At 48.7% G+C, this 14666-nt stretch carries 12 protein-coding genes; 5 read left to right on the top strand and 7 right to left on the bottom strand.

Features of this window, described 5'->3' with window-relative positions:
- Window position 1 precedes the first annotated feature (1 nt).
- The 3 genes from XMD530_RS08670 to XMD530_RS08660 are packed head-to-tail and all read left to right on the top strand — an operon-like array spanning window position 2 to window position 4547.
- Window positions 2-1774: an acyl-CoA dehydrogenase gene (locus tag XMD530_RS08670; RefSeq protein ID WP_173484361.1), complete on the top strand. Its 1773-nt coding sequence runs from the start codon at window positions 2-4 to the stop codon at window positions 1772-1774.
- Between the two features lie 32 nt (window positions 1775-1806).
- Window positions 1807-3657: a feruloyl-CoA synthase gene (locus tag XMD530_RS08665; RefSeq protein ID WP_173507032.1), complete on the top strand. Its 1851-nt coding sequence runs from the start codon at window positions 1807-1809 to the stop codon at window positions 3655-3657.
- Window positions 3658-3668: 11 nt separating this feature from the next.
- Window positions 3669-4547, top strand: a complete 879-nt coding sequence (locus tag XMD530_RS08660) for an amidohydrolase family protein (RefSeq protein ID WP_173481225.1) — start codon at window positions 3669-3671, stop codon at window positions 4545-4547.
- 69 nt (window positions 4548-4616) lie between these two features.
- Here XMD530_RS08660 and XMD530_RS08655 read toward each other — a convergent pair whose 3' ends face one another.
- On the bottom strand, window positions 4617-7385 hold the full coding sequence (locus tag XMD530_RS08655) for an ATP-binding protein (protein WP_173507031.1): 2769 nt from the start codon (window positions 7383-7385) through the stop codon (window positions 4617-4619).
- Window positions 7386-7535: 150 nt separating this feature from the next.
- Complete coding sequence (locus XMD530_RS08650; protein ID WP_173507030.1) at window positions 7536-8702, bottom strand: MFS transporter; 1167 nt, start codon at window positions 8700-8702, stop codon at window positions 7536-7538.
- 88 nt (window positions 8703-8790) lie between these two features.
- On the opposite strand from XMD530_RS08650, the gene XMD530_RS08645 reads away from it, so the two are divergent.
- Complete coding sequence (locus XMD530_RS08645) at window positions 8791-9222, top strand: thioesterase family protein (protein WP_173484356.1); 432 nt, start codon at window positions 8791-8793, stop codon at window positions 9220-9222.
- 2 nt (window positions 9223-9224) lie between these two features.
- On the top strand, window positions 9225-9824 hold the full coding sequence (locus tag XMD530_RS08640; protein ID WP_173507029.1) for a glutathione S-transferase family protein: 600 nt from the start codon (window positions 9225-9227) through the stop codon (window positions 9822-9824).
- Window positions 9825-9952: 128 nt separating this feature from the next.
- On the opposite strand, the gene dnaB is transcribed toward XMD530_RS08640, so the two are convergent.
- From dnaB to XMD530_RS08615, 5 genes are all read right to left on the bottom strand, one after another.
- On the bottom strand, window positions 9953-12820 hold the full coding sequence (dnaB, locus tag XMD530_RS08635) for a replicative DNA helicase (RefSeq protein ID WP_173488679.1): 2868 nt from the start codon (window positions 12818-12820) through the stop codon (window positions 9953-9955).
- 104 nt (window positions 12821-12924) lie between these two features.
- Window positions 12925-13371 carry a 50S ribosomal protein L9 gene (rplI, locus tag XMD530_RS08630; protein ID WP_173481231.1) on the bottom strand — a complete coding sequence of 149 codons (447 nt, stop codon included), beginning with the start codon at window positions 13369-13371 and terminating at the stop codon, window positions 12925-12927.
- 87 nt (window positions 13372-13458) lie between these two features.
- Window positions 13459-13689, bottom strand: a complete 231-nt coding sequence (gene rpsR, locus XMD530_RS08625) for a 30S ribosomal protein S18 (RefSeq protein ID WP_173481232.1) — start codon at window positions 13687-13689, stop codon at window positions 13459-13461.
- Window positions 13690-13709: 20 nt separating this feature from the next.
- Window positions 13710-14117, bottom strand: a complete 408-nt coding sequence (gene rpsF / locus XMD530_RS08620; protein ID WP_173507028.1) for a 30S ribosomal protein S6 — start codon at window positions 14115-14117, stop codon at window positions 13710-13712.
- A 144-nt stretch (window positions 14118-14261) separates the two neighbouring features.
- Window positions 14262-14666: an OsmC family protein gene (locus tag XMD530_RS08615; protein ID WP_173481234.1), complete on the bottom strand. Its 405-nt coding sequence runs from the start codon at window positions 14664-14666 to the stop codon at window positions 14262-14264.

Genomic DNA, 14666 nt, shown 5'->3' with positions numbered 1-14666 from the left:
GATGAGTGACTATCAAGCTCCGCTAAAAGAGATGCAGTTTTTGGTTCAGAACGCTGTTGAAAATACCGGTCTGAACGCCAATGAAGCTTTGGCTGATTTCGATGCCGATACTGTGGCAGCCATTCTAGAAGCGGCCAGTGAACTGGCTGGAAAATCGCTTTCGCCAATGAATGCTGTGGGTGACAACGAAGGTTGTCGCTTTGAAGATGGCAAAGTCTTCACACCTACCGGTTGGAAAGAGGCGTTCGATCAGTTCGCAGCAGACGGCTGGATGGGCCTAGCCCTACCTATGGATTTCGGTGGTCAGGAGCTGCCTAAATTCATCGCGCAGCCTGTTAACGAGATGTGGCATAGCGCTAACCTTTCGTTTGTCATGTTCCACGCAGTCATTCAGGGCTGTAGTGAAATCCTAATGAAGTTCGGCACGGAAGAGCAGAAAGCGCGTTACATCGAGAAGTTCATCACCGGCGAATGGACTGCTGCCATGGCTTTAACTGAGCCTAGCGCTGGTACTGACTTGGGTGAGCTCAAAACCAAAGCGATTCCTCAGGATAACGGCCAATACCTAATTAAAGGTCAAAAGATCTACATCACCTACGGTGAGCACGACATGACTGAGAACAAGGTTCACTTTGTTCTAGCTCGCACACCCGATGCTCCTGAAGGTAGCCGTGGCATCTCTCTATTTGCTGTACCCACTTACCGTATTAATGACGATGGTTCACTGGGTGAATTTAACGACGTTGTCTGTACCGGCATCGAACACAAAACCGGTCTACACGGTAGCCCGACCTGTTCAATGAGCTACGGTGACAAGGACAACTGTTTCGGCGAATTAGTCGGTCCAGAGAACAAAGGCTTGATGGCAATGTTCATTCTGATGAACGAAGCTCGCCTATCTGTCGGTGTACAGGGTGTAGCTCTTTCTCAAATCGCATATCAGCAGGCGTGTGAATATGCACTTGAACGTCCACAGGGTCGTCACTTTGCTACTGGTGAGCGTCGCGTAGCCATCGCACAGCACCCCGATGTTGCGCGTATGTTAATGACCATGAAGTCATTTGCGACTGGTCAGCGCGCGTTAGGTTACCTAATCGCGGCACTGTTCGATCAATCAGAACACGCAACGGACGAAGCTGAAAAAGCTGCAGCAGAGTCGCGTATTGCACTACTCACTCCTATCTTTAAAGCCTTCGCGACTGAACAGGCCAACCTAATGACCGGCACCGGCATTCAGGTATTTGGCGGCATGGGCTTTGTTGAAGAGACGGGCATTGCACAGTTTATGCGTGATGCTCGCATCACGACCATTTACGAAGGCACTACTGGTGTTCAAGGCAGCGACTTGCTGTTCCGTAAGATTCGTATGGATAAGGGTGTAGCACTGACTCAGTTACTTGAAGAGATCGATGCTGTCGCTAATGAGCTCACTACAAACACGGATCTTGCCAAACTGGGCCAGGACCTTACCGCAGCAACCGCAGCCGTTCGTGACACCCTCCCTGCCCTGCTGGCTGAAGAGGCTGATCTACTGCAACTGAATGCTGGCGCAGTCCCAATGCTGGATGCACTGGGCTTCTTACTGACAGCATGGCAACTTGGCGAGATTGCATTGAAAGCAACTGCTGAACAGAGCAACGATCCAGAGTTCTTTGGCAACATGATTGCGCTAGCCAAGTTCTACAATGCGCACCAGTTACCTCAGGTGTATGCAAAAGTGGCTAACTTCAATTCCGCAGCTGACGGGATTGCGGACTACAAATTTGATGCTTAACGCTTAGATGCATTAGGCATCAGGAGATAAAAATGACTGCAGAATTTCATTCAGTAAATATCAAGGACTTCGGCGTGACGATTGAGAACGCTGCCGAAGGCGTGCAATACGTCACCAGTGCAGAGCCATTGGCTGATTACCCAGTTAAGCTAACCGATAAACTGGTTCACTGGGCTAAAGAGACACCAGACACTGTACTGATCAGCCAGCGCGGTGAAAATGGTGAGTGGGAATCACTCACCTTCGCACAGACACTTGAGCGTGTACGTTCAATTGCCAGCTGGATGCTGTCGCAAAACCTGAGCAACGATCGCCCAGTGGTTATCCTGTCAGGCAACTCGACAGAACACCTATTGGTTGCTCTAGCGTCGATGTACATCGGTGTACCTTTCTCACCCATCTCGACTGCATATTCGTTAATCTCGAGCGACTACGGCAAACTGCGTCACGTCTTTGACACACTGACACCGGGTCTTATCTTTACCGATAACCTAGGTCCTTACCGTGATGCCATTGACGCGGTTAACATCGATAAAGCACCAGTACTGACCTGTTCAGCAGACCACGCAACGGATGGCTTAAGCTATGATGTGACCCACCTTGACCTGGCGCTCAATTGCGAAGCTTCAGCAGAAGCTGACGCAACACACGCCGCTCTAACTGGTGATGCGATCGCAAAGTTCTTATGGACTTCCGGTTCAACCGGCATGCCAAAAGCGGTGATCAACACTCAGCAGATGATCTGTGCAAACCAAGAGATGGTGCGTTCGGTCTACGCATTCCTGAAAGATGAGAAGCCCGTTATTCTGGATTGGCTACCATGGAACCACACCTTTGGTGGTAACCAGAACATCGGTATGGCGATCTACAACGGTGGTACTTTCTATATTGATGAAGGTAAACCGGTACCGAAGATGATTCACCACACTATGGAGAACCTCAAAGAGATTTCGCCAACCATCTACTTCAATGTGCCTAAAGGCTACGAGTTGATGGCGAAAGAGCTAAAAGCGAACCCTGAAATCGCTAAATCGCTGTTCAAAAACTTGAAGATGTTCTTCTTCGCCGGTGCTGGCCTAGCTCAGCACGTCTGGGATCAGCTTGACGAGCTTTCGGTTGAACACACTGGTAAGAAAGTACCTATGGTGACAGGTCTTGGCGCCACTGAGACGGCACCGTCTGTCTTGTTCGCATCCGTTGAAGAGTCTGCATCAGGCGTTGTTGGCAGCCCAGCACCCGGCATCACGCTTAAGCTCATCCCTAACGGTGACAAAACAGAAATCCGCGTGAAAGCGGTTACCATCACCCCTGGATACTGGCGTAACGAAGAGCAGACTAAGAAAGCGTTCGATGAAGAGGGCTTCTACTGTCTAGGCGATGCGGTTAAATGGATCGACGCGAACGAACCTAACCGCGGCCTTCTGTTTGATGGCCGTGTCTCTGAAGACTTTAAACTCGATACCGGTACTTGGGTCAGCGTAGGTACACTACGAGCTTCATTGATCCACCACTTTGCTCCTTATGTGCAAGATGCCGTAATCTGTGGCCGTGACCGTGGTTACATTGCAGCGATGATCTTCCCAGACTGGGCTCACCTTCAGGCACTGGTTCCTGGTGGTAAAGAGATGGACAACGAGACATTGGTTGCTCAACCACACGTCAAAGAGGTGATGGCAGAACGTCTTGAACAGATGGCGGGCACCAGTACCGGTAGTTCAACACGCGTTAAACGCATCACAGTACTGTCTGAACTGCCATCGATCGACGGCAACGAGATCACAGACAAGGGCTCGATCAACCAGCGCGCTGTCATGGCTCGCCGTGCTGATATAATGGAATCACTATACGTTGAGTCATCTGATGACCACGTGATCTCACTTTAAGGGGATAGAGAATGATTAATCTAGACGAAATCATCGCCATCGACTTCCACACACACGCGGAAGAGCCCTGCTCTTGTGATCGTGATGACGGCTACTTTGAGTTCCAAGAAGCGTTCGCGAAGTACTTCAAGAACCCAGCTGGCCACAACATGATGCCATCACCCGATGAGACTGCGGCTTACTTCCGTGAGCGCAAGATCGCATCGGTTATCTTCCCAGTAGACGCAGAACGCAACACCGGCTTCAAGCGTTACGAAAACGAAGAAGTAGCGCGCATCTGTGCTGAGAACGATGACATCCTTATCCCGTTCGCATCAATCGACCCTGCTAAAGGCCGCTTAGGTGCTCGCGAAGCGCGTCGTCTTGTTCGTGAGTTTGGTGTGAAAGGCTTCAAATTCCACCCAACCATGCAGGGCTTCTACCCGAACGATCGCTCGGCGTACGTTCTATACGAAGCGATCGCTGAAGAGGGTGCTATCGCCCTATTCCACACTGGTCAAACCGGTGTAGGTGCGGGTGCTCCAGGCGGCATGAACATGCGTCTTAAGTACTCTCAGCCAATCTACCTAGATGACGTCGCTGCAGACTTCCCAGACATGACCATCGTCATGGCGCACCCTGCCTTTCCATGGCAGGAAGAGCAGCTGTCAGTACTGACACACAAGCCAAACGTCTACATGGATCTATCTGGTTGGTCACCGAAGTACTTCTCGCCAATCTTGCTGCAGTACATGAACAGCATGCTTAAGAAGAAGATGCTATTCGGCTCTGATTGGCCTGTGATCACACCTGATCGCTGGATTGCAGACTTTGAAAAGCTTGATGTCAAAGAGGAAGTAAAACCTCTGATCATGAAAGAGAACGCAGCACGCATTCTAGGATTGAAGTAATCGTTCAAACTGACAAAAACGGGCCTCTAGGGCCCGTTTTTTATTGTCTGAACTCACTTACTGCACTGCTTATTTGTCATACACAATCAAGAAGGCTTGGAGTTTAGCCAGTTCGATCGGTTTAGAGATCACGATATCAGCGCCGGCCTCTAACATAAGATCGGTCTCTGCGCCGATGGTGGCTGCCGTCAGACCGACAATGGGGCCAGTATAGCCTCTCTCACGCAGCCCTTTCACTAGACCGTAGCCATCCAGTTCCGGCATAAAAATATCAGACAACACCAGATCAAAAGCACCCTCGGCATAGGCGTCTAGGGCCTGTTGGCCATCGCTGTTAACAACCACACTAGCGCCCTGCTTTTTCAACATCTTGGCGGTTAGCATCTGGATGACGTTATTATCCTCTGCCATCAAGACTCGCTTACCCTCCAGTGGATTATCGATCGGCACTGGAGTTTCACTAGTCTGTTTGGATAGATTGACCACTAACTCGATCACAAATTCAGCGCCGCCCTGTTCAGAGGTTTCATAATGAAGATCCCCGCCCATCAAAGCCACTATCTCTTTGCAGACAAACAGACCCAAGCCAGTTCCCTCTGCGTTAGTGTCACCGCGTTGATATGCCTCAAACAGAGTATCTATTTTAGAGTCAGAAATACCCTTACCGTTATCTGAGATTCGAATCGTCAACGCCTTGGTGTGATCCCCTTTTAATTCGCTACTGGCATGGAGGTGAACCTTATCCCCACCCGAGTGAATGATGGCGTTTTTAATGAGGTTCGCGGTGACCTGTCTGAGTAACGAAGACTGAATATGAACTGTGTCACTGGTTAAACTCGTTAAGTTCGCGGTAAGTTCGACACCCGATCGCTCTGCAAGACCCGACAGGTTTGCAACCTGAGCCGTGAGAATTTCATCTATCACAACATCTTTAAATGCGGCTTGCGCCATACGTTCCGGCTGAGCCACTGCACGCAAAGTATCGATTACACCCAACAGATGCTCAATATTGCTTCCGACAAGCGCATTATCCAGCGTCTCTCCCTCTTCAAGATCATCCAGCATCATCTGCAGACTGGCCGCTGGGGTGCGCAATTCATGGCCGATTACGGCGTACATCTGCTTTTGCCGCTCTTGTTCGGCAAGTAATTTTTGTGAAGCTGATACCGCTTTTTCCTTAGCCTTGTGCTCTTCGGTAACATCGATTGATGTACCAAAGGCAAATAACTTATCGTCTTTTAATAGGGTTGTTGCCGTTACTTTCACAATAATAGGATCGGAGTTTACCGGTTGATAAGTGTGAGTAAACGACGTCACCGCCCCGATACCAGCCTCGATAGCATGCTGAACATTTGCATTAAACCCTGCTCGCTCTTCTTCAGGTATTTTAGACAGAACCTGATCCATCCCAACCGTATCAGCTTCAGACAGCCCTTCGCGCGCCATTAAAACTTTGTTACCCGTCATCGTTCCAGACTCTAGATCAACCTCAAAGAAACCGAAATTCCCACTTTCAGCTATAAGTTCCAACAACTGGTTTTTCTGTTGCGCTGATTTCTGTGAATTTATTTCATCGGTTATATCCAAAGATAAGCCAAGGAATGAAACTCGACCATTGAGCTCTCGCCTGATTCGAGTCACACGGTAGTAATGCAGATCGCCATTAGCTAAGTAAAAAGGGTGCACAAAAGATTGCAGTTCACCCTTGTTAGAATGAGCCAAATCCTCTCTGGGTTTGATAAAAGCTTGTCTAATATCTTCCGTCTGATGAGCGTAAAAGAGCTCTATTGAACGCTCCTCATCTGAGTCATCAATACCCAATCGCTTAGCGACTTCAGAATTACATGTAAAGGTTAGAGTTCCAGGGAAGAACTCAATCAAACCAACTCCACCAGCATTTGAAATAAGATTGATTTGGTCGGTTAAGTCTTCGGCCTCTTTGGCGAGCTGAACCTCTTCAGTGATATCAATTGAAACACCGATAAATAGCTTTTCACCCTTACGTTCTATGGACTGACCGACCACTTTAAAATGACACAACACTCCACTTGGCTGGATACGCATATCGTGAACAAAATTCGTATGAGTGCCTACCGGACCTTTGACTAGTTTATCAACCACTTCACTAATAGCTGCCAGACTCTCCTCTGGAAAGCAGTGCGTATAGTCGCTAAACACTATCGGGGCATCAGACTTCGACAGACCGAATCGAGATGAATTGACGGCATCCCCTTTTAAAAGCCCGGTTTCCAGACCGTATTCAAAAAAACCGATGTTAGCCTCAGATGAGACCACCTTTTGTCGAGCACTTTCCTCTTCAAACCATTTATTAGAGTTCATATGTTGACTTAACAGTTGAAACAACACCTCAAGCCCAATGATCGTCAACCCGGTAAAGGTGACGAACTGAAGCAGCACTCGAACCACTGACAGATCAAAGATCAAAACGGCAACAGCGCCTACCAAAGCATTAATACAAGCCAAGAGAGCAAAGACCGCAAAACGAGGAAGCAACAGACACATCAACAGTGTGATGATCAGGCTGTAGGTATAACCGACCGTTGGGTTTGAATAACGAAGCGTTGCCACTGCACCCGCTATAAAGATAACCAGGATCGAAATCATTAGTCGGTGCTGATAACGCAGCGGAATAGAACGCAGCGACGCGATGATCAAACAGATGAACAAGACACCCTGGGCCATCACTGGCCCGAACGCACCATCAATAGCGATAGCGCCCCACAGGCTCAGCACAAGTGCTGGCAGCGATAGCAACACCATAAAAAAGGCGACTTTAATCGCTAACTTGTCATAAATCGTTTTTGAAGCACTGTTCATATATCAACCAACTTTTAACTATTTTGCGTTGCAAATTGCAAATACATAGAGAGAATTTGCAAAATAACAAGGCTCATTTAAGACAGATGGAGCTAAAATAGCTTAATAAAGCCCTAAATAGAGCTAAGCAATTTTCAGGCCAACTTATCCTCAACTAGAACGCTTTTGATTAAACAGCATCAAACCAAGCGCCAACGCAACAGTCGGGAAGATCACCAGATTAAGTACCTGCCAACTGGTCGAGTTGAGCAGCAAACCGGACATAAACGAGCCGACCGCCACAATGGAGAAGATCAAAAAGTCGTTTAAACCTTGGGCAACACTCTTATCCTCTTCCGGAACACTTTGCGCCACCAACGCCGTCGCACCAATGAAGCCAAAGTTCCAACCGATACCCAACAGAATCAGCGATCCCCAGAAGTGGGTCAGCTCCAAGCCAAACAGAGCGATCAAACCAGAGAGCGCAATGAGTAGAAGTCCTATGGCTGTGATACGCGCTTTGCCATACTTAGCCATTAATTTCCCGGTAAAGAAGCTTGGCGCGAACATCGCCAATACGTGCCACTGAATACCCAGTGCTGCTTGATGTACCTCGTGACCGTGCGAGACCATGGCGATCGGTGCAGCTGTCATGACAAAGGCCATTAAGCCATAGGAGACCACACCGGCAGCAACCGCTGTGAGATAGGCTGGGCGTTTAAGCAGAGCCAGCGCTTCTAGCTTTGAGCCACCCGACTTCGCTTTAGAGGCGGACTCCACCGGTTTAAGCTGAGTCAGTAGTACAATGGCCAACACACCCAGCACGGACATCGACAGGAAGCTACCAGCATATTGCGCCTCTAGTGCGCCTTCGGTCCAGACAACGACCTGTGGACCAATAATCGCAGCCGCTAGACCACCAATCATAACGCGTGATATCGCCTTACCTTGTTCTTCACTCGCCACCCCTTCGGTAATGGCAAACCGGTAGCTCTGAACATGCGCCGCGTAGAAACCCGCCAAGAAGGTACCGCTACAGAACCAGATAAACGACTGGTTGATGATCGACGTCCCCGCGACAATGCCCGCCAATACGCAGACCATGGCGGCAAACAGATAAGCGGCTTTTCGACCGAACTGTCGCACCATAAAGGCAGCCGGCAAAGTACTGAGTGCAACACCTAAATTGAACAGAAACACCGGCATGGTGATCAGATCTTGCGGTGCATTAAGAGAGAGACTGACCAGGCCGCCCAACGAGATGATGATCGGCGGGGTCGAAGCTCCTAGTGCTTGCGCAACGGGGTAGAGTTTTACATTGGTTGAGGCAGACGACATAAGATTTCCTTAAAAGCACTAGTGCTGTGTGCGATAACAGGCTAAGTTCTCATATAGGGATTAGTGTTACAAGAAGGATTTACAGCCCATGGCACGTATTAAAATTGATATGCCCGATAACTACCTATTTTCGACGGTGATGGATGTTCGTATCAGCGATATCAACTACGCAAACCACCTAAGTAACGACAGTGTGCTGAGTTTTGTACACGAGTCACGTACCCGTTTTTTGCGACAGTACGGATATACAGAGTTGGACGTGGAGGGGTTAGGCATCATCATGACCGACAGCGCCATTGTCTACAAAGCGGAAGGCTTCCATGGTGACCAAATCCAGATCGACATCACGGTCGGGGACTTCAACAAGTATGGCTGCGACATCTTCTACCTGATGACCAACAGAGCCACAGCCGTTGAGATAGCCCACGTAAAAACTGGCATCGTCTTCTTTGATTATGACGCACGCAAAGTGGTGGGATTACCAGAGGCGTTTCGAGCTAACTTGTTAAAAGAGGCTTAGTCATGCAGTTAATGCTCTCACATACCTCGCCCTATGCACGGGCGGTGCGCATCGCGATCATGCTTAAAGGGCTAGACTCAGAGTGCAGCATGGTTTGGGTTGATCCCGCATCAAACACTCCTGAACTGGTTCAGGCCAACCCCAGTGTCAAAGTCCCCACGCTGATTCTGGATGATGGCACTACCCTGACCGAAACCCTGCTGATCATGCAGTACTTGGAGCGCCGCGCACCCAACCCTCCGCTTTTTCCCAATGTTCAAGCCATTCAAGAGATGTCGCTGGCAGGCAGAGCCATCGGTTTACTCGATGCAACCGTCTGGATGATGCTCTTTAACAAATCACTGGCGACTGACGAGAACCGTAACAGCGTACTACCTACTCGTCGCTTACGAGCCATTGAACGCCTGTTAGATGAGCTCGCTGAACACCCGCCAAGAGTCGTTGGAGCCACGCCTGGAATGGGCCAGATACTATTACTGTGTGCGCTTGAATACTTAGAGTTTCGCTTTCCAGAAATGAACGCGACCGAAAGAGCGAAACTGGTAGAGTGGTGTAAGCCGTTAAAAGCATCTGAGCCGTTTCATCTGACCGAGTTTTATTGACGGTGTCAGCGAGCTCCCAAGGTCTTGGTGACTGGCTTCAGCCTGTCATCCGCTCACTACAAACAGTGAATCTCTGGAAAAGGCTGCAACAGCAGATGACAGGCTAAAGCCAGTCACTTTCCTGCTGTTTACTCATCCGGTGGGTATTCGTAGCTGTGCGCTAGGTTCTCGAAACGGGTGTACTTACCGATAAAGGCTAATCGAGTAGTACCGATCGGGCCGTTACGCTGCTTACCAATGATAATCTCAGCCACCCCTTTCTCAGGCGAGTCCTCGTTATAAACCTCATCACGGTAGATGAACATGATGACGTCGGCATCCTGCTCGATCGCACCTGATTCACGAAGGTCAGAGTTCACTGGGCGTTTGTTAGGGCGCTGCTCCAGAGATCGGTTAAGCTGCGACAGTGCGACCACCGGACAGTTCATCTCTTTGGCTAGCGCTTTCAACGAGCGAGAGATCTCTGAGATCTCGGCGGTACGCCCTTCGCTCTTACCGGTCTTAATCTGCATCAACTGCAGGTAGTCGACCATGATCATGCCGATCTCACCATGCTCACGCACAATTCGACGGGCACGGGTACGCATCTCGTTAGGGCTGATACCCGGCTGATCATCAATATACAAGGGTTTGTTCTTCAGCATGTTGACGGCCGCAGTCAGCTTTGGCCAATCATCATCTTCCAACTGACCGTTACGTACACGCGTCTGGTTGATACGACCAAGCGATGACAACATACGTGTCATCAACTGAGCGGCAGGCATCTCGAGGCTGAAGACTAGAACCGGTTTATCGTCCCCCATCAGGGCGTTTTCCACCAGGTTCATAGCGAAGGTGGTGTTATGGACACAAATATCTTCAGCGACAAAGTTGTGTAGTTCAGGGACGGTTAAATCATAAACCTGATCATTTCCAACATAATCGATCGAAACTATCTCATCCCAATATAGATCAGAACTAGAGAGACTCATCAGATAGCTATCATCAAAGAGCTCTGCATAAAAACGAGCTTTTTGGCGACTTAACGAACGCTTACTTACACCCTGTAAATGTGGATTAAATCCATTCGGACACTCTAACCCTTTCTGTGCAAATAGATCTGGCCAGCTCTGCTCGCCTTTCAGTTCAAGGATATAGTCGTTGACTGAATCCGGCAGTGCATCTCGGTTTGTGTGAGATCTTTTTAATGACAACTCAGCTTTGGCTTTTGCAAGACGATCCTCTTTACCAATCATTCCTATCTGAGTGATAAAGGTTTCTATGGATTCGCGCGAAATCAGCTCAACTTCGAACTGGTCACGCTTGTGGTGCGTCTTAGTTCTTAGCTTGGCAACTATTCCAAAACGCAAAAGCAAATGTTGGATATCACTCGCTAGGGATTCACTGGCACTGCTGTAACTAATCCGAATCTGCCCGGTTGAACTGAATGAGACTCCACCATCACATGCAAAAATACGATTTAGGAAGAGCTTCAAATGACTTTTTGGCAAGCTAAAAACTGCTTCTGGAATAACCTTTTCATGCGCTAAACAACCCCAAACACCCTGCTCTTTCAAGAACACTGTCACCGGGTTAATTAACGTTGAACTAGACTCATAAACCTCATGAGTCTCCTGTTGAAATTCGCTTCCAAAAAAATCACAAAGGGACTGGTAACCTAATGGATTTGGCACAGAAACGGCATTACGCCAGGCACTAATTGTCGACGGCTGGAGTGATAATCTATTGGCTAACGCCTTACCTGAGAGTCCAAACCTTTGCATCGCGTTTTCTAAATATGCTGCAAATCTAACTCTCATTAGATTGGTATTTTCAGAGCGCCCAGAAACACGGTAGCTTGGCGCACGATGATCGTAACTCGTACGAGTCACCTTAACCGAATTAAACTGTTCAACGGCCTGTTTAAAGTCAGCAACAATGGTTTTATTTACATTAGTAAAGATGGGGTTAGTTTGCGTGGTACCGCCATCGCTTAAGAAATAAGCCAGTGCTTTAACTTGATACTCTGGCAAGGGTGTCGAGCCAAAAATTGGCAGCACCCTTGGCACACCAATTTTTTCACCAGTGGAAATATCGGCTAGTTTCTTCCACCCTTTACCCGTTAAAAATGGGTGAGTTAACGTTGTTTTAATCGATCGACCGAGTGCGGTTTTGACTTCAAATACAGGTTTAACGCCATCATCCACAAACTGTGAAGCACGGGCTTCCACTAACTTAAACTGATCATTAACTGCAGTAACTGAACCATATTGTTCGGCAACCATCTCATCGATCGTTAATCGTGAACCCGTTTTAGGATCGACTAATCGTGAACCTGAAACAATGCATTTACCCATCGATGGCCTTGCGGCGACGATGATCAGATCTGACGGCTGGAGACCACCGGTGCGTTCGTTCAGGTCGTCAAAGCCAGTGGTTAGACCGGTCAGTGCATCGCCATTACTGAACAGCTCATCAATACGTTCAACGGCCGCTTTAAGCAGTGGGTTAACCGATTGAGGGCCACTCTGGTTGGGACGGTTCTCTGCAATCTGAAAGATCTTAGATTCCGCCTCATTCAACACCTCATCGGCCGAACGACCATCAGGGAAGAAGGAGGAGTCTGAGATCTCTGTTGAGACCGAAATCATCTGACGCAGCAAGGCACGATCGCGAACGATCTCTGAGTAGGCTCGAATGTTGGATGTACTTGGCGTGTTGCGCGCAAGATCAACTAGATACTCTAGCCCGCCAGCACGTTCCAGCTCGCCGGTACGGTCCAGCTCTTCAGAAAGCGTCACCACATCGATTGGACGACCTTGATCGATCAACTTCTGCATGGTGCGGAACATCATGCGATGCCCACCGGTGTAGAAGTGCTGTTCCAGACAGACTTCCGACACAACGTCCCATGCGTTGTTGTCCAACATCAAGCCACCCAGCACCGACTGTTCCGCCTCTATCGAGTGAGGGGGTACTTTGGCCTGTGTGAGATCGTCGTCTTGGAAATCGAGCATGGTCTAATTACTGCAGAAATAAAATGATTAGAGCAAGTAACTATACCTGTTTAGGCATAAAAAAACCGCGCCGAAGCGCGGTTTTTTTTTAAGAAAGCGTCTGATTACTCAGCAGCGATCTTAAGGTTCACTGTAGCAGATACTTCTGCGTGTAGTTGAACAACGATTTCGTATTCGCCAATGTTACGTAGAACACCGTTTGGAAGACGAACTTCGCTCTTCTCTACTTCAGCACCAGCCGCAGTGATCGCTTCTGCGATGTCACGTGCGCCGATAGAGCCGAACAGTTTACCTTCATCACCAGCAGTCGCTGTGATAGTTACTTCTTTGCCTTCTAGAGCTTCACCGCGTGCAGTCGCAGCAGCAAGTGCTTCAGCAGCAGCCGCTTCTAGTTCAGCACGACGCTCTTCGAAGCGTGCAACGTTGGCAGCAGTTGCAGAAACTGCTTTACCTTGTGGGATCAGGTAGTTACGACCAAAGCCAGCTTTAACGTTAACTTTATCGCCTAGTGCACCTAGTTTACCGATCTTCTCGAGGAGGATAACTTCCATCTCTCAAACCTCATTTAGGCTGCAGGTATACCTGCAGTAAAAAATTAAACAATCACCCAAAGATAGCTATAGAGCTATCAATCACTATTAACGGTCGTGACCGTCAGTGTATGGAAGAAGTGCTACGTAGCGAGCGCGCTTGATAGCAGTAGCTAGCTGACGCTGGTACTTAGCTTTAGTACCAGTGATACGGCTAGGTACGATCTTGCCAGTTTCAGTGATGTAACCTTTTAGGACGTCTAGATCTTTGTAATCGATCTCAGTAACGCCTTCTGCAGTGAAACGACAGAACTTACGACGACGGAAAAAACGTGCCATCTGAATATCTCCTACTTAAATTATTCTTCAGAAGCTGCTGCTGGAGCAGCTTCTTCAGTTTTAGCTGGCGCTGGACGCTCTTCGCGACGAGGCTTACGCTCTTCACGTGCTTCAGCAGCTTTGATTGGAGATGGCTCTGTGATCGCTTCTTTAGTGCGAATAACCATGTTACGTAGCACAGCATCGTTGTAGCGGAACAAGTTTTCTAGCTCGTCCATTACAGCTTGAGTAGCTTCGATATTCATAAGAACGTAGTGTGCTTTGTGTACATTGTTAATTGAGTAAGCCAATTGACGACGACCCCAGTCTTCTAGACGGTGGATCTTGCCGTTATCGCCTTCGATCAGAGTCGTGTAACGCTCGATCATTGCAGGCACTTGCTCGCTCTGGTTCGGGTGAACCATGAACAGTACTTCGTAGTGACGCATTGTAGCTCCTTACGGTTTATTAGCCTTTGGATCGTCAGTGACCGGCCCCTTTACAGCCGATCTTTCCAAAAGCAAGGAGGTTGATATAAAAAAGGACGCGTGATCATACTGATCTGCGCGCCCTTTTGCAAGTCCAGTGCGGGATTATACGTCGTTGATCTCCACGCTGTGAGTAATCTCGACTCCACCGCCTTCCAACATCTTAGAGACTGAACAGTACTGCTCTGCCGATAAACGAGCCGCGCGCTCAACCGCGGCCGGTTTAAGATTGTGGCCAGTGACCTTAAAGGTCAGATGGATCTTAGTGAAGACAGCAGGCACAGCGTCTGCTCGCTCAGCATCAATGGAGGCAACACAGCTCACCACATCTTGGCGCGCTTTTTTCAGAATGCTCATGACATCAACACTGGCACAGCCACCTAAGCCAACCAGGATGTATTCCATTGGACGCGGCCCAGTCTCTAAATCACGATCAATATGTGCTTCAAACTTAGAGTCGGTAATCGCTTTAAAACGCTCTTCCCCTTCCCAGCTCACTTCAACATGCAT

Source organism: Marinobacterium sp. xm-d-530 (assembly GCF_013283365.1).
Lineage (GTDB): Bacteria > Pseudomonadota > Gammaproteobacteria > Pseudomonadales > Balneatricaceae > Marinobacterium_E.
The sequence above is the reverse complement of the archived record's forward strand: the minus strand, read 5'-3'. Positions and strand labels throughout refer to the sequence as shown.